This is a genomic window from Jiangella sp. DSM 45060 (assembly GCF_900105175.1).
GTDB lineage: Bacteria > Actinomycetota > Actinomycetes > Jiangellales > Jiangellaceae > Jiangella.
The window spans coordinates 1,755,793-1,781,548 of the sequence record NZ_LT629771.1; the positions used below are offsets into that span (position 1 = coordinate 1,755,793).

At 72.2% G+C, this 25,756-nt stretch carries 30 protein-coding genes and 1 pseudogene; 25 read left to right on the forward strand and 6 right to left on the reverse strand.

The features are described from left to right. The first annotated feature begins 149 nt into the window (after positions 1–149). From rpsP to BLU82_RS07980, 13 genes are all read left to right on the forward strand, one after another. On the forward strand, positions 150–749 hold the full coding sequence (gene rpsP / locus BLU82_RS07920; RefSeq protein WP_092618112.1) for a 30S ribosomal protein S16: 600 nt from the start codon (positions 150–152) through the stop codon (positions 747–749). Next, positions 749–988 carry an RNA-binding protein gene (locus BLU82_RS07925; protein ID WP_092618113.1) on the forward strand — a complete coding sequence of 80 codons (240 nt, stop codon included), beginning with the start codon at positions 749–751 and terminating at the stop codon, positions 986–988. The genes rpsP and BLU82_RS07925 overlap by 1 nt, the downstream gene beginning before the upstream one ends. 7 nt (positions 989–995) lie before the next feature. Beyond that, on the forward strand, positions 996–1,502 hold the full coding sequence (gene rimM, locus BLU82_RS07930) for a ribosome maturation factor RimM (protein ID WP_092618115.1): 507 nt from the start codon (positions 996–998) through the stop codon (positions 1,500–1,502). Next, positions 1,499–2,281, forward strand: coding sequence for a tRNA (guanosine(37)-N1)-methyltransferase TrmD (trmD, locus tag BLU82_RS07935; protein WP_092618117.1), 783 nt, complete (start codon positions 1,499–1,501; stop codon positions 2,279–2,281). Before rimM ends, trmD begins: the two co-directional genes overlap by 4 nt. 129 nt (positions 2,282–2,410) lie before the next feature. After that, positions 2,411–2,761 carry a 50S ribosomal protein L19 gene (gene rplS / locus BLU82_RS07940; protein WP_069113941.1) on the forward strand — a complete coding sequence of 117 codons (351 nt, stop codon included), beginning with the start codon at positions 2,411–2,413 and terminating at the stop codon, positions 2,759–2,761. Between the two features lie 139 nt (positions 2,762–2,900). Next, positions 2,901–3,638 (forward strand): signal peptidase I, encoded by a 738-nt coding sequence (gene lepB / locus BLU82_RS07945; RefSeq protein WP_157740708.1) that lies wholly within the window; start codon positions 2,901–2,903, stop codon positions 3,636–3,638. 6 nt (positions 3,639–3,644) lie between these two features. Then, the gene (locus BLU82_RS07950) at positions 3,645–4,334 is read left to right on the forward strand and encodes a ribonuclease HII (RefSeq protein WP_092618121.1); all 690 of its coding nucleotides are present in this window, start codon (positions 3,645–3,647) and stop codon (positions 4,332–4,334) included. Beyond that, positions 4,331–4,639, forward strand: a complete 309-nt coding sequence (locus tag BLU82_RS07955) for a DUF2469 domain-containing protein (protein ID WP_069113938.1) — start codon at positions 4,331–4,333, stop codon at positions 4,637–4,639. Before BLU82_RS07950 ends, BLU82_RS07955 begins: the two co-directional genes overlap by 4 nt. 164 nt (positions 4,640–4,803) lie before the next feature. After that, a complete protein-coding gene (locus tag BLU82_RS07960; RefSeq protein WP_092618124.1) occupies positions 4,804–5,160 on the forward strand; it encodes a YraN family protein in 357 nt (118 codons plus the stop codon). Next, positions 5,157–6,692 carry a YifB family Mg chelatase-like AAA ATPase gene (locus BLU82_RS07965; protein WP_092618127.1) on the forward strand — a complete coding sequence of 512 codons (1,536 nt, stop codon included), beginning with the start codon at positions 5,157–5,159 and terminating at the stop codon, positions 6,690–6,692. Before BLU82_RS07960 ends, BLU82_RS07965 begins: the two co-directional genes overlap by 4 nt. Continuing rightward, the gene (dprA, locus tag BLU82_RS07970; protein ID WP_092618130.1) at positions 6,689–7,864 is read left to right on the forward strand and encodes a DNA-processing protein DprA; all 1,176 of its coding nucleotides are present in this window, start codon (positions 6,689–6,691) and stop codon (positions 7,862–7,864) included. Before BLU82_RS07965 ends, dprA begins: the two co-directional genes overlap by 4 nt. 78 nt (positions 7,865–7,942) lie before the next feature. Further along, positions 7,943–8,149 (forward strand): dodecin family protein, encoded by a 207-nt coding sequence (locus BLU82_RS07975; RefSeq protein WP_053206820.1) that lies wholly within the window; start codon positions 7,943–7,945, stop codon positions 8,147–8,149. Positions 8,150–8,718: 569 nt separating this feature from the next. Further along, on the forward strand, positions 8,719–9,648 hold the full coding sequence (locus BLU82_RS07980) for a tyrosine recombinase XerC (protein WP_092618132.1): 930 nt from the start codon (positions 8,719–8,721) through the stop codon (positions 9,646–9,648). Positions 9,649–9,884: 236 nt separating this feature from the next. On the opposite strand, the gene BLU82_RS07985 is transcribed toward BLU82_RS07980, so the two are convergent. The 4 genes and pseudogenes from BLU82_RS07985 to BLU82_RS36280 all read right to left on the reverse strand — a co-directional run. Continuing rightward, positions 9,885–10,157, reverse strand: a complete 273-nt coding sequence (locus tag BLU82_RS07985) for a hypothetical protein (RefSeq protein WP_092625585.1) — start codon at positions 10,155–10,157, stop codon at positions 9,885–9,887. A 5-nt stretch (positions 10,158–10,162) separates the two neighbouring features. After that, on the reverse strand, positions 10,163–10,333 hold the full coding sequence (locus tag BLU82_RS34680; RefSeq protein WP_172885557.1) for a hypothetical protein: 171 nt from the start codon (positions 10,331–10,333) through the stop codon (positions 10,163–10,165). A gap of 53 nt (positions 10,334–10,386) precedes the next feature. Beyond that, positions 10,387–10,917, reverse strand: coding sequence for a M23 family metallopeptidase (locus BLU82_RS35560; RefSeq protein ID WP_197682800.1), 531 nt, complete (start codon positions 10,915–10,917; stop codon positions 10,387–10,389). A 36-nt stretch (positions 10,918–10,953) separates the two neighbouring features. Beyond that, positions 10,954–11,211, reverse strand: a pseudogene (locus BLU82_RS36280) (peptidoglycan DD-metalloendopeptidase family protein); the annotation flags it as partial. Positions 11,212–12,031: 820 nt separating this feature from the next. Here BLU82_RS36280 and BLU82_RS07995 point away from each other — a divergent pair. The 5 genes from BLU82_RS07995 to BLU82_RS08015 are packed head-to-tail and all read left to right on the forward strand — an operon-like array spanning position 12,032 to position 17,382. Beyond that, on the forward strand, positions 12,032–13,618 hold the full coding sequence (locus tag BLU82_RS07995; RefSeq protein WP_092618135.1) for an ABC transporter substrate-binding protein: 1,587 nt from the start codon (positions 12,032–12,034) through the stop codon (positions 13,616–13,618). Then, positions 13,615–14,568, forward strand: a complete 954-nt coding sequence (locus tag BLU82_RS08000; RefSeq protein ID WP_092618138.1) for an ABC transporter permease — start codon at positions 13,615–13,617, stop codon at positions 14,566–14,568. The genes BLU82_RS07995 and BLU82_RS08000 overlap by 4 nt, the downstream gene beginning before the upstream one ends. Next, the gene (locus BLU82_RS08005) at positions 14,565–15,428 is read left to right on the forward strand and encodes an ABC transporter permease (protein ID WP_069113929.1); all 864 of its coding nucleotides are present in this window, start codon (positions 14,565–14,567) and stop codon (positions 15,426–15,428) included. The genes BLU82_RS08000 and BLU82_RS08005 overlap by 4 nt, the downstream gene beginning before the upstream one ends. Further along, positions 15,425–16,429, forward strand: coding sequence for an ABC transporter ATP-binding protein (locus BLU82_RS08010; protein ID WP_092618141.1), 1,005 nt, complete (start codon positions 15,425–15,427; stop codon positions 16,427–16,429). Before BLU82_RS08005 ends, BLU82_RS08010 begins: the two co-directional genes overlap by 4 nt. Further along, positions 16,426–17,382, forward strand: coding sequence for an ABC transporter ATP-binding protein (locus BLU82_RS08015; RefSeq protein ID WP_092618144.1), 957 nt, complete (start codon positions 16,426–16,428; stop codon positions 17,380–17,382). Before BLU82_RS08010 ends, BLU82_RS08015 begins: the two co-directional genes overlap by 4 nt. Here BLU82_RS08015 and BLU82_RS08020 read toward each other — a convergent pair. Beyond that, on the reverse strand, positions 17,369–17,959 hold the full coding sequence (locus BLU82_RS08020) for a hypothetical protein (protein WP_092618148.1): 591 nt from the start codon (positions 17,957–17,959) through the stop codon (positions 17,369–17,371). The genes BLU82_RS08015 and BLU82_RS08020 overlap by 14 nt on opposite strands. Positions 17,960–18,316: 357 nt before the next feature. Between BLU82_RS08020 and rpsB the strand changes: the two genes are divergently transcribed. From rpsB to BLU82_RS08045, 5 genes are all read left to right on the forward strand, one after another. Next, on the forward strand, positions 18,317–19,351 hold the full coding sequence (gene rpsB, locus BLU82_RS08025) for a 30S ribosomal protein S2 (RefSeq protein ID WP_092618168.1): 1,035 nt from the start codon (positions 18,317–18,319) through the stop codon (positions 19,349–19,351). A gap of 81 nt (positions 19,352–19,432) precedes the next feature. Next, positions 19,433–20,257: a translation elongation factor Ts gene (gene tsf, locus BLU82_RS08030; protein ID WP_092618180.1), complete on the forward strand. Its 825-nt coding sequence runs from the start codon at positions 19,433–19,435 to the stop codon at positions 20,255–20,257. Positions 20,258–20,309: 52 nt separating this feature from the next. After that, a complete protein-coding gene (gene pyrH, locus BLU82_RS08035; protein ID WP_092618192.1) occupies positions 20,310–21,089 on the forward strand; it encodes a UMP kinase in 780 nt (259 codons plus the stop codon). A 64-nt stretch (positions 21,090–21,153) separates the two neighbouring features. After that, entirely contained in the window at positions 21,154–21,711 is a 558-nt protein-coding gene (gene frr, locus BLU82_RS08040; protein WP_069114050.1) for a ribosome recycling factor, read from the forward strand. Between the two features lie 25 nt (positions 21,712–21,736). Beyond that, positions 21,737–22,582, forward strand: coding sequence for a phosphatidate cytidylyltransferase (locus BLU82_RS08045; RefSeq protein ID WP_092625589.1), 846 nt, complete (start codon positions 21,737–21,739; stop codon positions 22,580–22,582). Here the strand turns inward: BLU82_RS08045 and BLU82_RS08050 are convergent. Continuing rightward, on the reverse strand, positions 22,572–23,126 hold the full coding sequence (locus BLU82_RS08050; RefSeq protein ID WP_092625587.1) for a flavoprotein: 555 nt from the start codon (positions 23,124–23,126) through the stop codon (positions 22,572–22,574). The two genes, BLU82_RS08045 and BLU82_RS08050, sit on opposite strands and share 11 nt — an antisense overlap. Positions 23,127–23,341: 215 nt before the next feature. Between BLU82_RS08050 and rlmN the strand changes: the two genes are divergently transcribed. Next, entirely contained in the window at positions 23,342–24,463 is a 1,122-nt protein-coding gene (gene rlmN / locus BLU82_RS08055; RefSeq protein ID WP_092625591.1) for a 23S rRNA (adenine(2503)-C(2))-methyltransferase RlmN, read from the forward strand. Positions 24,464–24,630: 167 nt separating this feature from the next. After that, positions 24,631–25,716, forward strand: coding sequence for a VOC family protein (locus BLU82_RS08060; RefSeq protein WP_092618203.1), 1,086 nt, complete (start codon positions 24,631–24,633; stop codon positions 25,714–25,716). Positions 25,717–25,756: the final 40 nt, after the last annotated feature.

The window sequence follows — 25,756 nt, forward strand, 5'->3', positions numbered from 1 at the left end:
GCCGCGATCTGGCACAATGACCTGCTGAACCGGCGATCGTGCGGCCCTCTCACCCTCGAGCTCCGGATCCATCGAACCGTCGTGACCGGTGCCCCACTCAGGTGACGACGGCTCACCCGTGCGTGAACATCCAAGGAGACTCCACCCCAGTGGCTGTCAAGATCAAGCTGAAGCGGATGGGCAAGATCCGCTCGCCGCACTACCGCATCGTCGTGGCCGACTCCCGCACCAAGCGCGACGGCCGGGCCATCGAGGAGATCGGCCTGTACAACCCGAAGCTCGAGCCGAGCCTCATCAAGGTCGACTCCGAGCGCGCGCAGTACTGGCTGGGCGTCGGCGCGCAGCCGACCGAGCCGGTGCTGGCCATCCTCAAGGTCACCGGCGACTGGCAGAAGCACAAGGGCCTCCCGGGCGCCGAGGGCACGCTGAAGGTCGCCGAGCCGAAGCCGGAGAAGCGGGCCGCGTTCGACGCCGCGCTGGCCGAGGTGCACGGCGAGCCGAAGTCCGAGGCCACCACGGCGAAGAAGAAGCCGGCCAAGAAGTCCGCCGCCAAGAAGTCCGAGGCCAAGGCCGACGAGGCCAAGGCCGACGAGGCCAAGGTCGACGAGCCGAAGGCGGACGAGCCGAAGGCGGACGAGCCGAAGGCCGACGAGGCGCCCGCCGCCGAGGCGAAGGCCGACGAGGCCCCGAAGGCCGAGGCCAAGGCCGACGACGCGCCGGCCGCCGAGGCGAAGGCTGACGAGTCCTGATGCTGGCCGAGGCGCTGGAGCACCTGGTCGCCGGGGTGGTCGACCACCCCGACGACGTCAGCGTGCGCACGCGTCAGCTCCGCCGCGGCCGGCTGCTCGAGGTCCGGGTCCACCCCGACGACCTCGGCAAGGTCATCGGTCGCGGCGGCCGCACGGCCACGTCGTTCCGGACGGTCGTCGCGGCGCTGTCGAACGACGGCGGCGTGCGCATCGACTTCGTCGACGTCGACGGGCGCTGACCTCACGGTGATCGTCACCGTCGGGCGCATCGGGCGCGCGCACGGGGTCCGCGGCGAGGTCTCCGTGGATGTCCGCACCGACACGCCCGACGAGCGGTTCGCCGACGGCGCCGTGCTCGCCACCGATCCCGCCCAGCGGGGCCCGCTGACGGTTCTCGGGTCCCGCTGGCACAGCGGGCGGCTGCTGGTGACGTTCGACGCCGTCCCCGACCGCACCGTCGCCGAAGGGCTGCGCGGCACGCTGCTGCTGGCCGAGATCCCCGACGGCGCCACCACCGGCGACCCCGACGAGTTCTTCGACCACCAGCTGATCGGGCTGGCCGTCGTCGGCGTCGACGGCGCCGAGCTGGGCGTCGTCCGCGAGATCATCCACGCACCCGGCCAGGACCTCCTCTCCGTCCGGCGTCCCGGCGGGGGAGAGGCGCTGGTGCCGTTCGTCACCGAGATCGTGCCGGAGATCGACGTCGCGGCGTCCCGGCTGGTCGTCGATCCGCCACCCGGGTTGTTCGAATGAGGATCGACGTCGTCACGATCTTCCCGGACTATCTGACGCCGCTGGACCTCTCCCTGGTGGGCAAGGCTCGCGAAGCCGGCGTCCTGGACCTGCGCGTTCACGACCTGCGCGACTGGACCACCGACCGCCACCGCACGGTCGACGACACCCCGTACGGCGGCGGCGCCGGCATGGTGATGAAGCCCGACGTGTGGGGCGCGGCGCTCGACGACGTCATCGGCTCCGGCGCCTCCGGCAGCGTGCCGCGGCTGCTGGTGCCGACGCCGTCCGGCCGGCCGTTCACCCAGGAGGTCGCCCACGAGCTGGCCGGCGAGCCGTGGCTGGTGTTCGCCTGCGGGCGGTACGAGGGCATCGACGCACGTCTCGTCGAGGACGCCGCCACCCGCATGCCCGTCACCGAGCTGTCACTGGGCGACTACGTGCTCAACGGGGGCGAGGTCGCCGCGCTGGTCGTCGTCGAGGCGGTCGCCCGGCTGCTGCCCGGCGTCGTCGGCAACCCCGAGTCGCTGGTCGAGGAGTCGCACGGCGCCGACGGCCTGCTCGAGTACCCCGTCTACACCAAGCCGCCGACGTGGCGCGGGCTGGACGTCCCCGAGGTGCTGCTCTCCGGCCACCACGGCAACGTCGCACGGTGGCGGCGCGACCAGGCGCTGCGCCGCACCGCCGAGCGCCGTCCCGACCTCGTCGCCCGCCTCGATCCCGCCGCTCTGGACGCCCGCGACCGCGAGGTCCTCGACGCGGCCGGGTTTCCGGTTCCGCCGCCGTCTGTGGCAGACTGATCCGCTGGTGCCCGGCTCGCGACGCCCCTGCCACAGGGGGAGCGCCGACGCGAAGGTCCGGTCACACCGACCCTGACAGCACTTGAATCCGCGGGCGACCTGTGGCGCCGGCGAGAGAGCGAACACACCATGCATCTGCTCGACTCCGTCGACTCCGCGCAGCTGCGCGACGACATCCCCGCCTTCCGCGCCGGCGACAACCTCAAGGTCCACGTCCGCGTCGTCGAGGGCAACCGCTCCCGCATCCAGGTCTTCCAGGGCGTCGTCATCCGCCGCCAGGGCTCGGGCATCCGCGAGACGTTCACCGTCCGCAAGGTGAGCTTCGGCGTCGGCGTCGAGCGCACGTTCCCGGTGCACACCCCGGTCATCGAGAAGATCGAGCTGGTCACCCGCGGCGACGTCCGCCGGGCGAAGCTCTACTACCTGCGCAACCTGCGTGGCAAGGCCGCCAAGATCCGCGAGAAGCGCGAGACGGCCTGACGATCCCCTGACGGGAACCCGGCGGCATGACACGGCACCGCCGCCGGGTTGCGTGCCCGAGGCACGTATTGTTGCTCACGTGCCACCGGAAGCGTTCGACTCTTCGCCGGGCTCGCCCCGGAAACCCCAGGGAGATGCCGTGACCGAGGAGAGCGCGCCTCGGGAAGGCGACGGGAGCCCGCGTCGCGGTGGCGACGACACCGAGACGCCGAACGCGGGCACTCGGAACGGCCTGGCCGCCTTCTTCAAAGAGACCGCCATCGTGGTGGCGCTCTCCCTGCTCATCGCCACGGTCGTGCGCATCTTCCTCGTCCAGGCGTTCCTCATCCCGTCCGGGTCGATGGAAGACACCCTGCTGGTCGGCGACCGCGTGCTGGTGTCGAAGATCAGCCTGCAGTTCGGTGAGATCCACCGCGGCGACGTCGTCGTGTTCGAAGACCCCGACCGCTGGCTGGGCGACCAAGCGCCGTCCGGCGGCACCGGCGTCGGCGGCGCCATCAAGGACGTCTTCGAGTTCGTCGGCGTGCTGCCCGACGACTCCGAGGAGCACCTGATCAAGCGCGTCATCGGTGTCGGCGGCGACACCGTGGCCTGCTGCGACGACGCCGGGCAGCTCACCGTCAACGGCACCGCCATCGACGAGTCGTCGTACCTCTACCCGGGCGACTCCCCGTCGCTGAACGAGTTCGAGCGCACCGTCCCCGACGGCGAGCTGTTCGTCATGGGCGACCACCGCTCCAATTCCGGCGACTCCCGCATCCACGGCACGTTCTCCGAGGACCTCGTCGTCGGGCGGGCGTTCGCCATCGCCTGGCCGTTCAGCCGCTGGGGCGGCCTCGGCAGCAACGGCGTGTTCGACGACGTCCCCGAACCCTGATCCGTCATGCCCACACTCGCCCGACGACGCATCCTGGTCCGGCGCGACGCCGGACTGTACGCCTACGAGCGGACGCTGGCCCGGTCCGGGTTCGCGCCGGTCGCGGGCGCCGACGAGGCCGGACGGGGCGCGTGCGCCGGCCCGCTCGTCGTCGGTGCCGCCGTCCTCGCGCCGGGCAAGCGGGGTGAGGTGCCCGGGCTGGCCGACTCCAAGCTGCTCACGCCGCTGGCGCGTGAGCGCGCCTACGAGCAGGTGATCGCCCGCGCGGTCGCCTGGTCCGTCATCATCGTCCCGCCCGACGAGGTCGACCGCGTCGGGCTGCACCGCAGCAACATCATCGCCATGCGCCGCGCCCTCGCCCGCCTCGACCCCGCGCCGTCGTACGTTCTCACCGACGGCTTCCCGGTCACCGGCCTCGGCGTACCCGGGCTCGCGATGTGGAAGGGTGACCAAGTGGCGGCCTGCATCGCGGCGGCGTCCGTCATCGCCAAGGTCACCCGCGACCGAATCATGTGTGACCTGCACGAACAGTGGCCCGCCTACGGGTTCGACGCACACAAGGGCTACGTGACCGACGATCATCAGCAGGCGTTGACCACGCACGGGCCCAGCCCGGTTCACCGTCGGTCCTACGCCAACGTCGCGCGCGTGGTATCCCTTGGAGACGAAGGCTGGAAAGGGGAACCCGACCTATGAGTGCTGAGGATCTCGAGAAGTACGAGACCGAGATGGAGCTCTCCCTCTACCGCGAGTACCGCGACGTGGTCGGCCTGTTCTCGTACGTCGTGGAGACCGAGCGCCGCTTCTACCTCACCAACAACGTCGACTTCCAGGTCCGCGGCGAAGGCGGCGACGTCTACTTCGAGGTCACCATGAGCGACGCCTGGGTCTGGGACATGTACCGCCCGGCCCGCTTCGTCAAGAACGTCAAGGTCGTCACGTTCAAGGACGTGAACGTGGAGGAACTCGCGAAGAGCGACCTCGAGATCCCCAAGTCCTGACGGCTGCGCCCACCTGACCGGCTGGGCCGCGCGACCTCCTGCGCCTGGCGAGATCGTGGCTCGTCCACAGGCACCAGCAGTTCCTCCAGTTGTCCACATTCCGCGGTTCCGCGGTCGAACCGTCCGCCCGATCCGACAAGGCTCGGTATCGGGAGGTGAGGCCGGTGCGAGTCAAGGACACCGTCGGCATCTACGGCGAACAGGTCGCCGCGGAGCATCTGGAGCAGGCCGGATTCGTCGTGCTCGAACGCAACTGGCGCTGCGACATCGGCGAGATCGACATCGTCGCGCTCGACGGCGCCACCGTCGTCGTCTGTGAGGTCAAGACGCGCAGTGGCCTGGGCTTCGGCTCGGGTCTCGACGCCGTCACGCCGGAGAAACTGGCCCGGCTGTACCGCCTCGCCCTGCGCTGGCGCGAGCAATCAGGCCGCGTGGGCGCGGCCCTCCGGGTCGACGTCATCGCCGTCCACCGGCTTCGACACGACCCGCCGCAGGTCGTCCATGTCCGAGGTGCGCAATGACCCGCCTGGCTCGCTGCCGCAGCGTGACGATCGTCGGCGTGCGGGGCACGGTGGTCGACATCGAGGTGCACATCGGCGGAATGCCGGGGTTCTCGCTGGTCGGGCTGCCCGACGCGTCGTTGTACGAGTCGCGCGACCGCGTCCGTGCGGCCATCATGTCCAGCCGCGAGACCTGGCCGCTGCAACGCATCACCGTCAGCCTGTCACCCGCGGCGTTGCCCAAACGTGGCAGCCACTTCGACCTCGGCGTCGCCGTGGCCATCCTCGCGGCTGACGAGCAGGTCCCGCTCGGCGCCGTCGACGGCGTGCTGTTCCTGGGCGAACTGGCGCTCGACGGGCGGTTGCACCCGGTCCGCGGCGTGCTCCCCGCCGTCCTGGCCGCCGATCGCGCCGGCCTGACGCATGCCGTCGTTCCCGAGCCCAACGCGGCCGAGGCGCGGCTGATCCCGGGTATGCGCGTGTTCGGCGCCCGGTCGCTGCGCCAGGTGCTCGCGTACCTTCGCGGCGCCGAGATTCCCGACGAAGTGCGCGACGAACTCGACCAGACGCCCGACGTGCTCCCGCCGGGCGCCGAGGGCGAGTCGCTCGACCTCGCCGACGTGGCCGGTCAGGACGCCGCGAAGAGCGCGGTCGAGATCGCCGCCGCCGGCCATCACCACCTGCTGTTGTCCGGAACACCCGGCTCGGGCAAGACCATGCTGGCGCAGCGGCTGCCGTCGCTGCTGCCCGACCTCTCCCTCGACGAGTCACTCGAGGTCACGTCCATCCATTCCCTCGCCGGCACGCTGCCGCCAGGCCGTCCGCTGATCATCCGGCCGCCGTTCGTCGACCCGCACCACACATCGTCGCTGGTCGCGATCGTCGGCGGCGGCTCACGCGTGCCGGCCCCAGGCGCAGCCAGCTTGGCGCACCGGGGCATCCTCTTCCTCGACGAGGTGCCGGAGTTCCCGGCGCGCATCCTCGACTCCCTGCGCCAGCCGCTCGAGAGCGGAACCCTCACGCTGGCCAGGTCCGAGGCCACGTCGGTCTTCCCGGCTCGGTTTCTGCTGGTCATGGCGCAGAACCCGTGCCCATGCGGCAACTTCGGCAGCACGGTCCGCGAGTGCACCTGCAAACCCGACTCCGTACGCCGGTACGGGCAGCGGCTGTCCGGCCCGGTCCGCGACCGCGTCGACCTCCGCGTCGACGTCGACGCTCCGACCGTGGCCGAGCTCGACACCGCCGCCGAGCCCAGCAAGGTGGTCGCCGACCGCGTCGCCGAGGCCCGGGCCAGGCAGGAGCGACGGCTGCGCGGCACGTCGTGGCGGTGCAACGGCGAACTGCCCGGCCCGTACCTGCGGCGCGAGCTGAAGCTGCCGGCCGACATCACCGCGCCGGCGTTCGCCCGGGTCCGCGACGGCAGCCTCACCCTGCGCGGGGTCGACCGCGTCCTGCGGGTCGCCTGGACCATCGCCGACCTCGCCGGCCGCGACCGTCCGACCGCTGACGACGTTCTCAGGGCACTCCGGCTCCGGCTGGGGGAACCCGTATGAGCGCCGAACAGATCAACGTGACCACGGCATCGGCCGATCGCGCGGCGCGCGCCGCACTGTCCGCCGTCACCGAACCGGGCGACGAACGGATCGCCCTGCGGATCCGCGACGTCGGCGCCGACGTCACCTGGCGCGCGGTCCTCGGGGGCGACGACGTCCTCGATCGGTCCCGGGTCCTGCAGCGTCGTGCCGAGCACGTCGAGGGCGCCGAGATACTGGAGCGGGCCGACCACGCCGGCATCCGCTACCTGTGTCCCGGCGAGCCCGGCTGGCCCGTGCCGCTCGACGACATGGCAGCCACGCTCGACTACGGCGAGCGGGTGCCGCCACCGCTCGGCCTCTGGCTGTACGGCGACGGCGATCTCGTGGCGTTGACCGAGTCCGCCGTCGCCATGGTCGGGTCGCGGGCCTGCACGCGCTACGGCGCGCGGGTCGCGTCCGATCTCGCGACCGACCTCGCGTTGGCCGGGCGCACGGTCATCTCCGGCGCCGCGTACGGCATCGACGCCGCCGCGCACCGCGGCGCCCTCGGCGTCGGCGGCCCGACCATCGCGGTGCTCGCCTGCGGCGTCGACGTGCCCTATCCACGTACGCACGCTCAGCTGCTCGAACGCATCGCCGCCGACGGCCTGATCGTCAGCGAGGTGCCGCCGGGCAGCCGGCCCATGCGGGCGTGGTTCCTCGCCCGCAACCGCATCATCGCGGCCATGAGCGCAGGCACCATCGTGGTCGAGGCCGCGCTTCGGTCGGGGGCGCTCAGCACGGCCACGTGGACGCAGAAGCTCAGCCGCGAGACCCTCGTGGTGCCCGGCCCCATCACGTCGGCGCTCTCCGCCGGCTGCCACACGCTCGTCCGCGATGGCGCCGGAACGCTGGTCACCAGCGTCGCCGACGTGCTCGAGGCCATCGGCCGGCTGGGCGAGCACATGCCGCCCGACCCCGAGCGCGAGTCCCGTCCCATCGACGACCTGCTGCCGGCGCACGCGATGGTCCGCGAGTTCATGCACGCCGACGCCGTCGACACCGTCGCGGGTCTCGCCGCCAGCACGGGCCTGCCTGCCCACACCGTGGCGATCGTGCTGCGAGAGCTGGCCGTCGCCGGCTGGGTGACCCGCGAGGACGGTGGCTGGCGGCTCGGTTCGACGATCAGTCCGCTGGAAACCCGCACATGACCAGGCTGGAAGGGGTATGCATGGACCCAATGGGCGCCACGCCATCCGGCGGCGCCGGCAGGGAGAGGGGAACCGCTCATGGGCTCTGTCGCACGTATCACCAACATCAGCGCTCGCTCCGAGACGAGCTTCGACGACGCGGTCCGCCTGGGCATCGCGCGCGCCAACCAGACGTTGCGCAACGTCTCGGGCGCCTGGGTCAAGGACCAGAAGGTCGAGATCCGCGACGGTGAGATCGTCGCGTACCAGGTGGCCCTCGAGGTCACCTTCGTCCTCGACGACTGACGCCGCTGCTCGTCCAGTGGTGCCGGCCGACACTGGTCGGCACCGCTGCCGGCAGTTGCCGGCTTCCGGTGCCGGGCGCACCTCCTTGGCGAGCAGGCCGGGCGCGGCTCGTTGGTGGGTGGGCCGGGCGCGGCTCCTTGGCGGGCAGGCCGGGTCGCCGTCCCGCGTGGCGGCGCCGTCCGCGCGGCTCTTCGCACGTTGATCGGCTCGCTTGCGCGTGGACCGGCCACCATCCCGCGTGGCGGCGCCGTCCGCGCGGCTCTCCGCCCGTTGATCGGCTTGCTTGCGCGTGGGCCGGCCGCTGTCCCGCGTGGCGGCAGCGTCCGCGCAGTTCTCCGCTCGTTGGTCGGCTTGCTTGTGCGTGGGCCGGCCGCTGTCCCGCGTGGCGGCAGCGTCCGCGCTGCCGTCAGCTCGTTGATCGGCTTGCTTGTGCGTGGGCCGGCCGCCGTCCCGCGTGGCGGCGCCGTCCGCGCTGCCGTCAGCTCGTTGATCGGCTTGCTTGTGCGTGGGCCGGCCGCCGTCCCGCGTGGCGGCGCCGTCCGCGCGCGTCGACGGGCGATCCTGGAGGCATGGACGCCGACGAGGAGCTGCCCGAGGCGCTGGCCGGCGCGGTCGTGGGGTTCGCGCGGCATCTGGCGGCGGAGCGCGACCGGTCCGAGCACACGATCCGCGCCTACACCGGCGACATCGCGGCGTTGATGGAGCACCTGGCGAAGCTGGGGCGCACCGAGGTCGGCCAACTCGACCTCGCCACACTGCGCAGTTGGCTCGCCCGGCAGAGCACGCTCGGCCGGTCGCGCGCGACGATCGCTCGGCGGGCCTCTGCGGCGCGGGTGTTCACGGCGTGGGCGCACCGCAACGGGCTGCTCGCCGAAGACGTCGGCGCCGTGCTCGCGACGCCGAAGGCGCGCCGGGCACTGCCCGAGGTGCTGCGGGCGGGCGAGGCCTCGACGCTGATGGACGCGGCCGCCGACGACGCGTCCGACGGCGATCCGGTGAACCTGCGCGATCACGCGCTGCTGGAACTGCTGTACGCCACCGGCATCCGGGTCGGCGAGCTGGTCGGCCTGGACGTCGACGATCTCGACGACGGCCGCCGGGTCGTGCGCGTTCTCGGCAAGGGTCGCAAGGAGCGCACGGTGCCGTACGGCGTGCCGGCGGCCGAGGCGCTCGACGTGTGGCTGCGTGCGGGCCGGCCGAAGCTGGCCACACCCGCCGCCGGCCCCGCCCTGTTCGTCGGCGTCCGCGGTGGCCGGCTCGACCAGCGCGCCGCCCGCACCGTCGTGCACCGGCGGCTCCGAGCGGTGCCCGGAGCGCCCGACCTTGGCCCGCACGGTCTCCGTCACACCGCCGCGACCCATCTCCTGGAGGGCGGCGCCGATCTGCGCAGCGTTCAGGAACTGCTCGGCCACGCCTCCCTCGGCACGACGCAGATCTACACCCACGTCTCGGTCGACCGGCTGCGCAAGGCGTACAAGCAGGCGCATCCGCGCGCCTGACGACGATGCTACCGACGGGGTGGCCCGCCGCACCTACGGCGTCGGGACGAGGTCAGGCCGCGGCCCGGCCCCCTCGCTGTGCCCGTCGGTACGCGAAGGCCGGACGCGAGAGTCGCGGATACCACGTGCGCCGCGAACAGCGTCCCTCTCCGGAGCGCCAGCCGTGCCCCGTCGCACCACCGACTCCGAGCGGCGCGCCCGAATGCGTCTGGCGCCGAAACGCCGGCGACACCTGTTCAGGCGGCGATGAGCTTGCTGTAGCGCTGGCGAGCGGCCTCACCGGACGTGCCGAGGTAGGAGCCGATCAGCCACCACGGAAGCCCGACGCGCCGTGCTTCGGTCACGGCCTCGACGATGTCGCGGTCGGCCTGGGCACGTGCTTGGACCGCTCGGTAGATGGCGCCCAATGACCGGGCGTCCTTGAAGCCGTCCGGATCGGGCTCGCGCTCCTCGATGCGGCGCGCGAGTTCGTCGGCGTGTTCCAGGGCCTCCTGGAGGGACATGGGCATGGGCATCACCGCAGGTGCTTCGGTCGGGCGGCCATCGCGTGAATGATCACTGGTCCACTGGTGGATTGGAGGACTGCTAGCTCCAGCAATCGGGCCGACCGGTCGGCCCCGATCAGCAGGAAGATCTGCTCGTCCTGCTCTTCGAAACTGATCGCGCAGCGGTAGGCGTGGAGCATGTCGTCGTCGGCGACCCCGTGTTTGCGGGCGCTGGGTGCGATGAATGGGGCTGTCAACGACGGTACTCCGGGCGGGCAGCCTTGGCAAGGTAACTTGTCGCGGCCGAGGCTGCGGGGAGCCAGGGCACAGGGTCGGTGACGCGGCCCGCGGCGTAGAGCATGAAGTGCAGGTGACAGCCGGTCGAGAGTCCGGTGGTGCCGGCGCGCCCGATCACCTGGCCCGCCCGGACCGGCTGGCCGGCGGTCACCGAGAACGCCGACAGGTGGCTGTAGGACGTGCTGAGCGGGGCGCCGCGGATGCGGCCGTGGTCGACGGTGAGCTGCAGCCCGTACGCCCCTCGCTCCCCGGCGTCGGTCACCCGCCCGGCGGCGGACGCGCGGATCGGTGCGCCGCATGCGGCGGCGACGTCGACGCCGTCGTGGAGTTTGCGCTCGCCGGTGATCGGATGCACCCGCATGCCGTACGGCGACGTGACGCGGGGCGCGGCGACCGGCCAGGCGAGCGCGCCCGACTGGGGTGGCTGCGACGGTGGTGGCGGCGGGTCGCCGGTGAGGGTGCGCGGGCCGAGCGGGAGCAGTCGCACCGGTCCGCTGCCGACCAGCGCGAGCGGATCGGTGTACTCCTCGCCCTCGCGCGCGCCCCAGTGCAGGCAGGCGGCGGGCGCACAGTGGCTGCCGGCCGACTCGAGGACGCCGATCGGCTGGCCCGCACCGACGTCATCGCCGACGCCGACGGTAGGAGTGACGGGCTCGTAGGTGGTGCGCAGTGTGCCGTGATCGATGACGACGACGCCGCGGCCGGCGATCGGGCCGGCGTACGTGACGGTGCCGGGGCCGGCGGCGCGGACCTCGGCGCCAGCGGTCGCCGCGAGGTCGACGCCGCGGTGGCCGGCGGACCAGGCGTGCTCCGGCGGATCGAACCCGTTGACGACCTAGGCCGGCCCACCCGGTGGGCCGACGGGATAGACCCAGTCGGCGTTCGTCGGCGGCATCGAGGGGAGACCGGTAGGCGGTGCAGGGCTGGACGGCGCTCTCGGAGCGATGCCGGTCGATGCGACGACGAAGGGGGTCGCGGGGTGCGGATTGGCGGCGGACGCGGGGGCGGTTCGAATTGGCGTGGCGGCGGCGGGCAACGCGGGGTGCGGCGGGGAGACGGATGGCGGTGGGCCGACGGCGGCCGGGGCGGCCGCGGGTGGCGGGCCGACGGCGGCGGGAGACGCAGTGGACGGAGGGCTGAGCGCGGCCGGTAGCGCGGCGTCGGGTGGCGGGCTGCTGATGGTCGGCGGGGTGGCGGGCGCGAGGGCGGTTCGGGCTGACGCGGCGTCGTGGGGGAACGCGGAGTGCTGGGGCGGTAGGCCGCTGGGGGCTGGGGCGAGGGCGGGGACGAGGGCGGCGAGGGCGAGGACGGAGGCGAGAAGAGGGGTCATGTCTGCGAGCCAACGCGGCGAGCCGGGGCGGCGCAGCGGGGCGGAGCGGATTTGGGGACAAGTCGGCGACTTGAAGAGGGCTGTGGACAACGCGGGCGCCAGCGACACGCCGGGCGATCCGCTCACAGGTACATCACGAAGTCGCAACGAAGGCGGGGCGGCGCGGGGCTCGACTGGACGACCCCACCCCCTGGGCCGGAAGGGTCGAGGGTGAGACCGGTGTGACGAAGCGCGACGTGAATGATGCGAGCAGACGGGTATGGGTGCTGATATGAATCGTGGCAAGGTCCTTGGTCATGCGGTCGCTCTTGCGGTGATCGCGCTGGTCAGCGCGGGTTGTGGCGGCGGTGACGACGTCGACGTGGACGATCCGGCGGGCGGCGGCGAGACCGGCGCGGGCGACAACGAGGGCAGCGACGGCGGCGACGGCGCCTCGGACGGCGGCACCCTCATCGCGGCGATCTCCGCGCAGCCGGACCAATTCGACCCGCACAAGACCCAGGCCTACGCCAGCTTCCAGATCCTCGAGAACGTCTACGACACCCTCGTCGTGCCGGACGCGGAGGGGGAGTTCCAGCCCAGCCTCGCGACCGAGTGGACGACCAGCGAGGACGGCCTGACGTGGACCTTCACCCTGCGTGAGGGGGTCACGTTCCACGACGGCAGCACCTTCGAGGCGGCCGACGTCGTCTACTCGTACAACCGCATCATCAACGAGCAGCTGGCCAACGCCTACCGGTTCGCCAGCGTCGCGAGCGTCGAGGCGACCGACCCGCAGACGGTCACCATCACGCTGACCGCGCCCACCCCGGCGCTCCTGGACAACATCGGCGGCTTCAAGGGCATGTCGATCATCCCCGAGGGCGCGGCGGAACAGACCGACCTCGCGACGACCGCCGTCGGCACCGGGCCGTTCACGCTCGTGGAGGCCGGCGCCAACGGCGTCACACTGGCCCGCTACGACGACTACTGGGGCGACCCCGCGCTCGTCGACGGCGTGGAGTTCCAGTACGTCAGCGAGCCGGCGGCGGCCCTGACGGCGCTGCGCTCCGGCGACGTGCACTGGACGGACAACGTGCCGCCGCAGGACATCGAGGGGCTGCAGGACGACGAGGACGTCGAGCTGGGCGTCACGCCGAGCGTCGACTACTGGTACCTCGCGATGAACCAGACGAAGCCGCCGTTCGACAACCGCGACTTCCGCCGCGGCGTCGCCTTCGGCATCGACCGCGACGAGGTGACGGAGGCGGCCAGGTTCGGCGCGGCGACGACGAACCAGACGGCGATCCCGGAGCAGAGCCGCTGGTACCACGAGTACGCCCCGTTCGAGCACGACCCCGACCAGGCAGCAGAACTCATCGAGGCCAACGCCGCGGCCAGCCCCCAGCCCATGGCGCTCATGGTCACCGACGAGTACCCCGAGACCGTCCAGGCCGCCCAGGTGATCCAGGCGCAGCTGGCCGAGGTCGGCGTCGAGATCGGCATCGAGCAGGAGGCGTTCGCCACCTGGCTGGACCGTCAGGCCGCCGGCGACTACGACGCGTTCCTGCTCGGCTGGCTGGGCAACCTGGACCCGTTCGGCTTCTACCACGCCCAGCACGTCTGCGAGGGCACCTCGAACTTCCAGGGCTACTGCAACCCCGAGGTCGACGACCTGCTGAACCAGGCGGCGGCCGAGACCGACCAGGACGCCCGCAAGACGCTCTACGACCAGGCGGCCGAGCTGATCGTCGACGACGTCAGTTACCTGTACCTGTACAACCCCGACGTCGTGCAGGCGTGGGCGCCGGGCCTGGAGGGTTACGAGATCCGTGCGGACAAGGCGATCAACTTCGAGACCGTGAGGCTGCCGGAGTGACGCGGTACGCGCTGCGGCGGCTGGCTCAGTCGGTCGCGGTGCTGCTCGGCGTCAGCGTGCTGGTCTTCGCGATCATGCAGCTGGTGCCGGGCGACCCGATCCGCGCCGCGCTCGGCCAGCAGGCCGACCCGGCGACGTACGAGGCGCTGCGCGAGCGCGCGGGCCTGGACGACCCCGTGCCCGTGCAGTTCTTCACCTGGATCGGCAACGCGGCGATCGGCGACTTCGGGGTCAGCTTCCGCACCGGCGAGACGGTGCTGTCGCTGATCCTGGAGCGCCTGCCGGCGACGCTGAGCCTCGCCGTCGCGGCGATCATCGTGGCGCTGCTGATCGCGATCCCGCTCGGCACGCTCTCGGCGCTCAACCCGCGCAAGCCGGTCGACTGGTTCGCCAGCCTGTCCAGCCAGGCCGGGCTGAGCGTGCCGGACTTCTGGCTCGGCATCCTGCTCATCCTGGTGTTCGCCGGGACGCTGGGCTGGCTGCCGTCGGCCGGCTACGTCCCGCTGACGGAGGACCCGGTCGAGTGGGCGCGGCACCTGATCCTGCCGGCCATCGCCGCGGGCGTGTCCAGCGGCGCCATCCTGACCCGGTTCGTCCGCTCGTCGGTCCTGGAGTCGCTCGGCCAGGACCACGTGCGGACCGCCCGGGCGAAGGGCATGCGGGCCCGGGACGTGCTGACGTGGCACGTGTTGCGCAATGCGCTGGTCCCGCTGGTGACGGTGGGCGGCGTCCAGCTCGCGTACCTGCTGTCTGGCGTCGTCGTGGTCGAGTACGTGTTCGCCTGGCCGGGGCTCGGGCAGCTGGCCTTCCAGGCGGTCGAGTCGCGCGACTACCCGGTGCTGCAGGGCACGGTCCTGCTGTTCGCCGTCATCTTCCTGCTGGTCAACCTGGTCGTGGACCTCGCATACGCACGGCTGGACCCGCGCATCACGTACAGGAGCGCGCGATGAGAGCCGCCGAGACGCTCAAACTGCTGTTCCGCGGCCCGACGGCGATCGTGGCGGCCGCGGTGCTGGTCGTCCTGATCGTGACGGCGTTCCTCGGCGAGCAGCTGGCGCCGTACTCCGCCACCGCGACCGACGTCAGCAACAGGCTGCAGGGCCCCAGCGGCGACCACTGGTTCGGCACCGACGAGCTCGGCCGCGACGTGCTGTCGCGGGTGATCCTGGGCGCGGAGGTGTCGCTGCGCGTCGGCGCCGTCGCCGTCGGGATCTCGCTGGTCGCGGGCGTGCTGATCGGCCTGCTGGCCGGCTACTACGGCCGCTGGGTCGACGACGTGCTGATGCGGCTGTCGGACGTGCTGTTCGCATTCCCGGCGATGCTGATGGCGATCGCGGTGCTGGCGATCCTCGGGCCCGGCTCGACGAACGCGATGATCGCGATCGGCATCGTCTACACCCCGATCTTCGCCCGCATCACCCGGGCCAGCGTGCTCAGCGTCCGCGAGGAGGTCTACGTGAAGGCGGCCCGCTCGGCCGGCGCCGGCGACCTGCGCATCATCGGCCGGCACGTGCTGCCGAACGTGACGGCGCCGATCATCGTCCAGACGTCGATCAGCCTGGCGTTCGCGATCCTCTCCGAGGCGGCGCTGAGCTTCGTCGGCCTCGGCACCCAGCCGCCGGACCCGTCGTGGGGCCGCATGCTGGCCGAGGGCCGCGGCTTCGTGGAACAGGCCTGGTGGATGGCGGTCTTCCCGGGCCTGGCGATCTTCGTGACGGTGCTCGCGTTCAACGTGCTGGGCGACGCGCTGCGCGACGTGCTCGATCCGCGTCAACGTCAGGCGATGGCCGGAACCGGGGTGAGCGCATGACGGCGCCGCTGCTCACCGTCGACGACCTGCACGTCGCGTTCCGCACCCGCCGCGGTCCCGCCCGCGTCGTCAACGGGCTCTCGTTCGAGCTGCACCCGGGCCGCACGCTCGCCGTCGTCGGGGAGTCGGGGTCGGGCAAGAGCGTCAGCTCGCTGGCGCTGCTCGGCCTGCTGCCCGGCACCGCCGACGTCAGCGGCAGCGCGATCTTCGACGGCGACGAGCTGATCGGCCGGTCCGAGGAGGAGCTGCGTAAGGTCCGCGGCGCCGGCATCGGCGTCGTCTTCCAGGACCCGATGACCTCGCTCAACCCCGTGCTGACGATCGAGCGGCAGATCGGCGAGGCGCTGCGGGCGCACGAGAAGGTGTCCGACGACGGCGTCCGCTCCCGCGCCGCGGAGCTGCTCACCGAGGTCGGCATCCCCGACGCGCCCGGCCGGCTGCGCGCGTTTCCGCACCAGCTGTCCGGCGGCATGCGCCAGCGGGTGATGATCGCGATCGCGCTGGCCGGCAACCCGAAGGTGCTGATCGCCGACGAGGCCACGACGGCGCTCGACGTCACCGTCCAGGCGCAGATCCTGGAGCTGATCGAGAAGCTGCAGGACGAGCACGGGATGGGCGTCGTCTGGATCACCCACGACCTCGGCGTCGTCGCGGGCATCGCCGACCACGTCGTCGTCATGTACGCCGGCCGCTGCGTCGAGGAGGGCGCCGTCGACGAGCTGTTCGGCCGGCCCGCGCACCCGTACACGCGCGGGCTGCTCGGCGCGCTGCCGGTGGTGGACGACCCGCGGCCGGCGCGCGAGCGGGACGAGCTGGTGACGATGCCGGGCCTGCCGCCCGACCCGGTCGCCCTGCCGCCCGGCTGCGCCTTCCACCCCCGCTGCCCAGTGCGCGCCGACGCCCGCTGCGCGACCGAGCCGCCGCCGTTGAGTCCCGTGCCCGGCAGCGCTGCCGAGCACCGGGCGGCGACGTTCTACGCGGGGGAGGTGGCCGGCCGATGAGCGACGTGCTGCTGCGCGCCTCGGACCTGCGCGTTCACTTCGGCCCGGTGCGCGCCGTCGACGGCGTCGACCTCGAGGTCCGCCGCGGCGAGACGCTGGGGTTGGTGGGCGAGTCCGGGTGCGGCAAGTCGACGCTGGGCAACGCCCTGCTGCGGCTGGTCGAGCCGACGGGCGGGACGGTGGAGTTCGACGGCCTGGACGTGACGGCGGCCGGACGGCGCGAGCTGCGGGCGCTGCGCCGGCGCACGGCGATGATCTTCCAGGACCCGTACGCGTCGCTGGACCCCCGGCGCACCGTCGCCGAGTCGATCGGCGAGCCGCTGGCGATCCACAAGCTGCACCGCGGACGGGCGGCGCGGCGGGCCCGCGTCGGCGAGCTGATGGAGGTCGTCGGGCTGAACCCGGACCACGGCAGCCGCTACCCGCACGAGTTCTCCGGCGGCCAGCGGCAGCGGGTCGGCATCGCGCGGGCGCTGGCCGGCGAGCCGGAGTTCGTCGTGTGCGACGAGCCGATCGCCTCGCTCGACGTGTCCGTGCAGGCGCAGGTGGTGAACCTGCTGGTGCGGCTGCAGCGCGAGTTCGGGCTGACCTACCTGTTCGTCTCGCACGACCTCGCGGCCGTGCGGCAGGTGGCCGACCGCGTCGCCGTCATGTACCTGGGCCGTGTGGTCGAGCTCGGCGCCGGGGCCTCGGTGTCGTCCGCGCCCGCGCACCCGTACACGGAGGCGCTGGTGTCGGCCGTCCCGGTGCCGGAGCCCGGTCGCGAGCGGACGCGGCAGCGGATCGTCCTGACCGGGGACGTGCCGAGCCCGGCCGACCCGCCGTCGGGCTGCCGGTTCCGGACCCGCTGCCCGAAGGCGTTCGAGCCGTGCCCGGACCACGACCCCGTCCTGCAGCCGGCCGGGCCGGAGCAGGCCGCGGCCTGCCACCTGCACGGCGTCACGGACCGGTGACGAGCTCCGCGACGGGACGGGGCGCCTTCGCGGCCGACCGCCGCCACCACAGCAGCCCGGCGACCACACCGACCAGCAGCAGCGCGCCGGCCGCGATCAGCAGCGGCAGCGCCGACGAGGTGCCGTCGCCGCCGGCGAAGTCCCACGGCTGGGTCGCGGTGCCGGCGGTGAACAGCGTCTGGGCGTCCGATCCCTCGGTGGAGACCACGGTCCGGTAGCTCTCGTTGAGGTCGGTCAACGCCGACACCGTCAGCTCCACCTCGGCGACCGGCGCGGCGCAGTCGTACACCAGCCGCGCGCCCTCTCCCAGCGGGTCGACGGTCTCGACGCGGCCCGCGCAGGCGGCGCCGTCCTGCGCGACGGTCAGGTGCTGGAGCAGGTAGTCGGCGACGCCGGGGGAGCGGGCGAGCAGCTCGGCCCCGGTCAGCGCGTCGGCGCCGGGCACGTCGAACGCGCCGACGTGCTCGCCCAGCGACACCCAGTCGTCGTCGGCGGCGACCCACTGCAGGGTGACCTGGTCGCCGTCGGCGCTGAGGGTGGCGACCAGCGGCGGGCCGAACGGGTGGGCGGGCAGCACGTCCGGCAGCCAACCGCACGCCCGTGAACCCGCGGTGAACGCCCGGGGTCCTGTTGAAAACCGATGATCATCAACCTTCTGTGTCGCCCCGGCAGCTCACAAGGTTGATGATCATGGGCGGGACGAGGTGGAGACCGGGTGCGTGCGTCCCGTACACTTGTGAACGGCCCAGTTTCCCTGGGTCAAATTCGCGTGCCCTGAGCACGGTCATCGTCGTCGGTCCTGACGTGCGCATTCGAGCGGACGGCGGGTGGCGGTGGGCCGGTGGGCACCAGGCGCGGCGGCCGACCACCGTCGCGATGAACCGGAACGACGCATCGGGCGCAAGCGACCGGTGCGAGAGGAGGGGACGAGGCCATGGCCGTCGTCACCATGCGTCAGCTGCTCGAGAGCGGCGTGCACTTCGGGCACCAGACCCGCCGCTGGAACCCGAAGATGAAGCGCTTCATCTTCACCGAGCGCAACGGCATCTACATCATCGACCTGCAGCAGTCGCTGTCCTACATCGACCGCGCCTACGAGTTCGTCAAGGAGACCGTCGCCCACGGCGGCACGGTGCTCTTCGTCGGCACGAAGAAGCAGGCCCAGGAGGCCGTGCGCGAGCAGGCCACCCGCGTCAACATGCCCTACGTCACCGAGCGGTGGCTGGGCGGCATGCTGACCAACTTCCAGACCGTCAACAAGCGGCTGCAGCGGCTGAAGGAGCTCGAGGAGCTCGACTTCGACGACGTCGCCGGCTCGGGTCTGACGAAGAAGGAGCTTCTCATGCGCAAGCGTGAGAAGGACAAGCTCGAGCGCACGCTCGGCGGCGTGCGCAACATGGCCAAGGTGCCCAGCGCGGTGTGGATCGTCGACACCAAGAAGGAGCACCTGGCCGTCGACGAGGCCCGCAAGCTCGGCATCCCGATCGTGGCCATCCTCGACACCAACTGCGACCCCGACGAGGTCGACTTCCCGATCCCGGGCAACGACGACGCCATCCGCGCGGTCAGCCTGCTGACCCGCGTCGTCGCCGACTCCGTCGCCGACGGCCTGCTGGGCCGCTCGGGTCAGCGGGGCGAGGCGGCCGAGGGCGCCGAGCTGGCGTCCGACGAGCCGCTGGCCGAGTGGGAGAAGGAGCTGCTCCAGTCGCAGCCCGTCGCCGAGGCGCCGGCCGCCGAGGCGCCGGCCGCCGAGGCGGTTCCGGCTCCCGAGGCCGACGCGCCCGCCGAGGCCCCTGCGGCCGAGGCTCCCGCTGCCGAGGCGCCGGCCGCTGAGGCCCCCGCTGCCGAGGCGCCGGCCGCCGACGAGCCGGCCACCGACGAGCCGGCCACCGACGAGCCGGCCGCCGAGCCGGTCGCGGACGCCGCTGCCGAGGCCCCGGCCGACGAGCCGGCCACGCAGCAGGCCTGACGATCACCACGGCCCGGGCGGACGTCCGCCCGGGCCGTCACCAGACCACACCAGCGAACTGATTCAGAGAGAAGTGTGAGGATGCCGAACGTCACTGCGGCCGACGTCAAGCGGCTGCGCGATGCCACCGGTGCGGGCATGATGGACGCCAAGAAGGCGCTCGAGGAGGCCGGCGGCGACTTCGACCAGGCCATCGAGGCGCTGCGCATCAAGGGCGCGGCCAAAGCGGCCAAGCGCGCCGCCGAGCGCACCACGGCCAACGGCCTGGTCGCCGCCGAGGGGCCGGCCATGATCGTGCTGGCCTGCGAGACCGACTTCGTCGCGAAGAACGCCGACTTCCAGCAGCTCGCGGCCGACATCGTCGCGGCCGCGGCGCAGGCCAAGCCGGCCGACGTCGACGCCCTGCTGGGCGCCCCGCTGGCCGACGGCCGCAAGGTCGGCGAGGCGGTCGACGCCGCCGCCGTCGTCATGGGCGAGAAGATCGAGATCGGCGCCGTCGCGGTCGTCGAGGGCGAGTTCGCCACCTACCTGCACCGTCGCGCCGCCGACCTGCCGTACCAGGTGGGCTCGTACGTCGTGTACACCTCCGACGGCTCCGACGCGGCCCAGCAGGCCGCCCGCGACGCCGCCATGCAGGTCGTCGCGCTGAAGGCCACCTACGCCACCCGCGACGAGGTCCCCGCCGACGTCGTCGAGAACGAGCGGCGCATCGCCGAGGCCACCGCCCGCGAGGAGGGCAAGCCCGAGCAGGCGCTGCCGAAGATCATCGAGGGCCGGGTCAACGGCTTCTTCAAGGAGACCGTGCTGGTCGACCAGCCGTCGGTGAAGGAGTCGAAGAAGTCGGTCGGCGCGGTGCTGGCCGAGGCCGGCGTCACCGTCCAGCGGATCGTCCGCCTCGAGGCCTGACCTCCAGGCGAGCCCAGGACCGACCCATCTCGACACCCAGGAGGCCGGCACCGTGACGGAGACAGACGGAACCGCACCGGTGCCGGCCTCAGCCGAGGCAGCCCCCACCCGGGTGCTGCTGAAGCTGTCCGGCGAGGTGTTCGGCGGCGGCGCCGTCGGCGTCGACCCCGAGGTGGTCAAGGGCATCGCCGGGCAGATCGCCGACGTCGTCGTCAAGGACGGCGTCCAGGTCGCCGTGGTCGTCGGCGGCGGCAACTTCTTCCGCGGCGCGGAGCTGCAGCACCACGGCATGGACCGCGCCCGCGGCGACTACATGGGCATGCTGGGCACGGTGATGAACTGCCTGGCGCTGCAGGACTTCCTCGAGCACCTCGACGTCGACACCCGGGTGCAGACCGCCATCACCATGGGGCAGGTCGCCGAGCCGTACATCCCGCGCCGCGCCGCCCGGCACCTCGAGAAGGGTCGGGTCGTCATCTTCGGCGCCGGCGCCGGCATGCCGTACTTCACCACCGACACCGTCGCCGCCCAGCGCGCGCTGGAGATCGGCTGCGACCGCCTGCTCATGGGCAAGAACGGCGTCGACGGCGTCTACGAGGCCGACCCCCGCAAGGACCCGTCGGCCCGCAAATACCGCAGCATCACCTACGCCGACGTCCTGCGCCAGCGGCTCAACGTCGCCGACCCGGCCGCCTTCAGCCTGTGCATGGACAACCAGCTGCCCATCGTCGTCTTCGGGCTCGGCGAGCCGAACGGCATCGCGCGTGCGATCCGGGGCGAGCGCATCGGTACCTTGGTCGCGTCGAACATCGAGACGGTCGTCGAGGCCTGAACGAGGCGGCAGCGCCCGGGCGGTCCTCTAGGATCGTCGCCACACAGCAAGCGAAGGAGTAGTGGTGATCGACGAGACCCTCCTCGAGGCCGAGGAGAAGATGGAGAAGGCCGTAGTCGTCGGCAAGGATGATTTCGCCACCATCCGCACCGGCCGGGCCCATCCGTCGCTGTTCAACAAGATCGTGGTCGACTACTACGGTGCGCCGACCCCGGTCAGCCAGCTCGCGTCGTTCCACGTGGCCGACGCCCGCATGATCACCGTGCAGCCCTACGACAAGGGCTCGCTCGGGGCCATCGAGCGGGCCATCCGCGACTCCGACCTCGGCGTCAACCCCACCAACGACGGCAACATCCTGCGCGTGGTGCTGCCCGCCCTCACCGAGGAGCGGCGCCGCGAGTACATCAAGCTGGCCCGCGAGAAGGCCGAGGGCGCCCGGGTGTCCATCCGCAGCGTGCGCCGCCACGCCAAGGAGACGCTCGACAAGCTGGCCCGCGACGGCGAGGCCGGCGAGGACGACGTCGCGCGCGCGGAGAAGCAGCTCGAGACGGTGACCAAGACCTACGTCGAGCAGATCGACGACCTGCTCAAGCACAAGGAAGCCGAGCTCCTCGAGGTCTGAGGTGCCGGCGAGTACACACGTGGTGATGACGGACGAAGCGCCGGGCAACAGGTCACGCCGGCACGGGCGGGCCGGGCGCGACCTGCGGGCCGCGACGCTGGTCGGGCTCGGCCTGGGCGCCGTCGTGCTCAGCACGCTGTTCCTGCTGGAGCAGGCGTTCGCGGGCTTCGTCGTCATCGTCATGGTGGTGGCGGTCTGGGAGCTGGCGACGGCGCTGGGCGGGCGGGCCATCCAGGTCCCGGTCGTCCCGGTGGTGCTGGGCACGGTGCTCATGCTGGTCGGCGCCTACCTCGGCGGCGGCTCGCCGCTGCTGGTGGGCCTCGGGCTGACGGTGGCCGCGGTCTGCGCGTGGCGGCTGGGCGATCCTCGTCCGGGCTACCTGCGCGACGTGTCGGCGGGCATCTTCACCAGCGTCTACGTGCCGTTCCTGGCCGGGTTCGCGATGCTCATGCTGCGTCCCGACGACGGCGCCTGGTGGGTGTTCGCGCTGCTGGTCGTCGTGGTGGCGTCCGACACCGGCGGCCTGCTGGCCGGCGTGCTGGCCGGACGGCACCCGATGGCGCCGAGCGTCAGCCCGAAGAAGTCCTGGGAGGGGTTCGGCGGCTCGCTGCTGCTCGGCATCGGCGTGGCCGTCCCGGTGGCGGTGTATGCGTTCGACGCCCCCTGGTGGACCGGCGTCGTGCTCGGCGTCACCGGCGTCGTCGGGGCCACGCTGGGCGATCTGGGGGAGTCGCTGATCAAGCGTGACCTCGGCATCAAGGACATGAGCCAGCTGCTGCCCGGCCACGGCGGCCTCATGGACCGCCTCGACTCCCTGCTGCCGACGGCGCCGCTGGTGTGGCTCGTGCTGGAGTACGTCGTCACGACCTGACGGCGTTCTCGATCGCCAGCCTGATGGCGCGCCAGGGGAGGCGGCGCCCGGGGGCGGAGCGGGGACGGTGCAGTGGCCACACGTCGTCGCCGTACACCAGGTGAGCGCCGGCGCGCCGCAACGTGGCGAGGTGCGCTTCCCACGCTGGATGCGCCGCATGCGCGGCGTTGACGCGCGGGAAGATCACCACGGGCGGATGACCGGTCCCGAGGGCTTCGCCGACCTGGGTCAGTCCCTGGTTGTCCGCGATGCCCAGGGCGAGCTTGGCGACGGTGTTCGCGGTCGCCGGAACGACGGCGTAGCAGTCGACGGGTGGATGTGGACTGACCTCCCACGGGAGTCGTGGCTCGGATCTGACGGGGAGAGCGGTCGCAGCCTCGATCCGGTCGATCTCACCCGACTCCCGAAGCCAGCTTGCGGCCGTCGGCGTGAGCGTGACCGCCACCGTCCAGCCGGCCGCGCGCAGCGGCTCGATGAGGTGGTGGCGGAGATCCTCGACGCCACCGGCGGCGCAGGCAACGAGACCGAGCCGTGGTCCGGTCATGACGCCGAGCACCGTTGCGCAGCTCCGTGGGAACGGCCGACATCGATGTGATGGCACACGTGTCTCTCCACTGGCGGCGAGACCTTCCTTTCCGTTGGCCGAATCGGCTCGATCCGTGAGCCGGACCGATCGGCCGGTGACGGGACCGGCCGATCGGCCCCCTCGACCTCGACATACGTCATCAGCGCACCGAACGTGGGACAATGGTCGCCATCATGCCCAGACCCGGTGAGCTCACGCTCGTTCCCGCCCGGCGTGGCAAGCCGCCCCGCCATCTCGCCGACCTCGACGTCGATGCCCGCCGCCAGGCCGTGGCCGAACTCGGGGAGCAGCCCTTCCGGGCCGACCAGCTCTCGCGGCACTATTTCGCCCGCCACGTCAACGACCCCGCGCAGATGACGGACGTCCCGGCGGCCGTGCGCGACACGCTGGCGGCGACCATGCTGCCGACGCTCACGACGGCGGTGAAACACCTCGAGACCGACGGTGGCACCACGCGCAAGACGCTGTGGCGGCTGTTCGACGGCGCCCTGGTCGAGAGCGTGCTCATGCGCTACACCGGTGACCGCCCGCGGGTCACGCTGTGCGTGTCGAGCCAGGCCGGCTGCGGCATGAACTGCCCGTTCTGCGCCACCGGACAGCAGGGGCTCACCCGGAACATGTCGGCGGCCGAGATCGTCGAACAGGTCGTGGCAGCCGAACGCATGCTGGCCGGCGGAGAGATCGCCGGGGGAACCGGACGGGTCACCAACGTCGTCTTCATGGGCATGGGCGAACCGCTGGCCAACTACAAGGCCGTCGTCACCGCCGTGCGCCGCATGACCGACCCCGCGCCGTCGGGGCTGGGCATCGGCCGGCGCGGGGTGACGGTGTCCACCGTCGGGCTGGTGCCGGCCATCGACAAGCTGGCCGCCGAGAACCTCGGCGTCCGGCTGGCACTGTCGCTGCACGCGCCCGACGACGAGCTGCGTGACGAGCTGGTGCCGGTGAACACGCGCTGGAAGGTCGGCGAGGCGCTCGACGCCGCGCGCGCCTACTTCGAGAAGACCGGGCGGCGGGTGTCCATCGAGTACGCGTTGATCCGCGAGATCAACGATCACGCGTGGCGCGGTGACCTACTCGGGAAGCTGCTGAACGAGCGCGGCCGCGGCTGGGTGCACGTCAACCCGATCCCGCTCAACCCGACACCGGGTTCGAAGTGGACCGCGTCGAAGCCGGAGGACGAGGCTGCGTTCGTCGCCGCGCTGGAGGAACGGGGTGTTCCGGTGACCATCAGGGACACCCGGGGGAGCGACATCGACGGGGCGTGTGGTCAGTTGGCTACCGTTGGTGATTAGTATGCATTGCGCTTTGCTCGGCCGGTCTCGGGGGATATCGGCTTCGCGAGTGGTGAGCTGGCTGGACTCACCGCCCGCGGAATCGCCCGAAGCCGGCCGTTCTGTGTTCGGGAGGAGAGTGACACCTGGTGGCCGTCAGTCGCGAGCCTGAGTTCCGTACCACTCGTATGCGTGAGGGCTATGACCTTGACGTCGTCGACGACTTCGTCGATCTGGTGATCGACGCGCTCGACGGCCGGCCCGCGGGGCGCAGCGTGACGCCGGAGCAGATCGAGGCCGAGGAGTTCAAGGTCGTCCGCATGCGCGAGGGCTACGTCATGGACGACGTCGACGACTGGCTCGACGCCGCCGCGTCCGAGCTGCGCACGCGTCGCAAGGCGGCCGCGCAGCAGTCGCAGCAGCACCAGCAGGTGCCGGCGAACGCGTACTCGCAGGGCGGGGGGCTCCCGCCGGGCACGCCGGGCCTGCCCGCGGGCGCGCCGACCATGGGCGCACCCGCCGCGCCGCCGGTGGCACAGCCGCCCGCCGCGCCGCCGGTCATGCCGCCGCCCGCCGCCGGCGGCTACGGCCAGCCGCCCGCGCCGGCCGGCCCGCCGTCGAACCCGTCCTACCCGGCCTACTACGACACCTCGCACGGCACCTCGCACGGTACGTCGCACGGCACCAGCCAGTACGACACCCAGGCGTACGACCCGCTGACCGACTCCGCGGTGAGCGAGCTCGACCCCGTGCTGCGCGCGCTCGACCCGTCCTACGGCCAGTCGCCCCCGCCGGCGGCCGCGCCGCAGCCGCAGGAGCAGTACCAGCGAGCACCCGAGCCGGCTCCCGAAGACTCCTCGCTGGCGCCGTCCAGCACGCCGTCCACCGGCCTGCACCACATCGAGATCTGGGTCCGCGACCTCGACGCCGCCACCCGCTCGTTCGGCTGGCTGTTCGAGCGGCTGGGCTGGACGCTGTTCCAGGCGTGGGAGAACGGCCGGTCCTGGCAGGCGCCGGGCGGCGGCCCGTACGTCGTCATCGAGTGCTCGCCCGACCTCAGCTGGGTCGCCTACGACCGCAAGGCCCCGGGCCTCAACCACCTGGCGCTGGCGGTGCCGGAGCAGTGGATGGTCGACCGCATCGTGTCCGAGGCGCCGGCCTACGGCTGGCACCTCATGTTCGCCGACCGCCACCCGCACGCCGGCGGCCCGCACCACTACGCGGCCTACATGGAGAACGACGACGGCTACGAGGTCGAGGTCGTCGCACCCTGACGGAAACGATGCCGGCGGCCGCATGGCCGCCGGCATCGCG

Coding starts and splice junctions, on each gene's coding strand:
- BLU82_RS07925 (WP_092618113.1), top strand. CDS start 749: ATGCTGGCCGAGGCGCTGGAGCACCTGGTCGCCGGGGTGGTCGACCAC.
- trmD (WP_092618117.1), top strand. CDS start 1,499: ATGAGGATCGACGTCGTCACGATCTTCCCGGACTATCTGACGCCGCTG.
- rplS (WP_069113941.1), top strand. CDS start 2,411: ATGCATCTGCTCGACTCCGTCGACTCCGCGCAGCTGCGCGACGACATC.
- BLU82_RS07950 (WP_092618121.1), top strand. CDS start 3,645: ATGCCCACACTCGCCCGACGACGCATCCTGGTCCGGCGCGACGCCGGA.
- BLU82_RS07955 (WP_069113938.1), top strand. CDS start 4,331: ATGAGTGCTGAGGATCTCGAGAAGTACGAGACCGAGATGGAGCTCTCC.
- BLU82_RS07965 (WP_092618127.1), top strand. CDS start 5,157: ATGACCCGCCTGGCTCGCTGCCGCAGCGTGACGATCGTCGGCGTGCGG.
- dprA (WP_092618130.1), top strand. CDS start 6,689: ATGAGCGCCGAACAGATCAACGTGACCACGGCATCGGCCGATCGCGCG.
- BLU82_RS07975 (WP_053206820.1), top strand. CDS start 7,943: ATGGGCTCTGTCGCACGTATCACCAACATCAGCGCTCGCTCCGAGACG.
- BLU82_RS07980 (WP_092618132.1), top strand. CDS start 8,719: ATGGACGCCGACGAGGAGCTGCCCGAGGCGCTGGCCGGCGCGGTCGTG.
- BLU82_RS07985 (WP_092625585.1), bottom strand. CDS start 10,157: ATGCCCATGTCCCTCCAGGAGGCCCTGGAACACGCCGACGAACTCGCG.
- BLU82_RS34680 (WP_172885557.1), bottom strand. CDS start 10,333: ATGCTCCACGCCTACCGCTGCGCGATCAGTTTCGAAGAGCAGGACGAG.
- BLU82_RS07995 (WP_092618135.1), top strand. CDS start 12,032: ATGAATCGTGGCAAGGTCCTTGGTCATGCGGTCGCTCTTGCGGTGATC.
- BLU82_RS08005 (WP_069113929.1), top strand. CDS start 14,565: ATGAGAGCCGCCGAGACGCTCAAACTGCTGTTCCGCGGCCCGACGGCG.
- BLU82_RS08010 (WP_092618141.1), top strand. CDS start 15,425: ATGACGGCGCCGCTGCTCACCGTCGACGACCTGCACGTCGCGTTCCGC.
- BLU82_RS08015 (WP_092618144.1), top strand. CDS start 16,426: ATGAGCGACGTGCTGCTGCGCGCCTCGGACCTGCGCGTTCACTTCGGC.
- rpsB (WP_092618168.1), top strand. CDS start 18,317: ATGGCCGTCGTCACCATGCGTCAGCTGCTCGAGAGCGGCGTGCACTTC.
- tsf (WP_092618180.1), top strand. CDS start 19,433: ATGCCGAACGTCACTGCGGCCGACGTCAAGCGGCTGCGCGATGCCACC.
- BLU82_RS08045 (WP_092625589.1), top strand. CDS start 21,737: ATGACGGACGAAGCGCCGGGCAACAGGTCACGCCGGCACGGGCGGGCC.
- BLU82_RS08050 (WP_092625587.1), bottom strand. CDS start 23,126: ATGACCGGACCACGGCTCGGTCTCGTTGCCTGCGCCGCCGGTGGCGTC.
- rlmN (WP_092625591.1), top strand. CDS start 23,342: ATGCCCAGACCCGGTGAGCTCACGCTCGTTCCCGCCCGGCGTGGCAAG.
- BLU82_RS08060 (WP_092618203.1), top strand. CDS start 24,631: ATGCGTGAGGGCTATGACCTTGACGTCGTCGACGACTTCGTCGATCTG.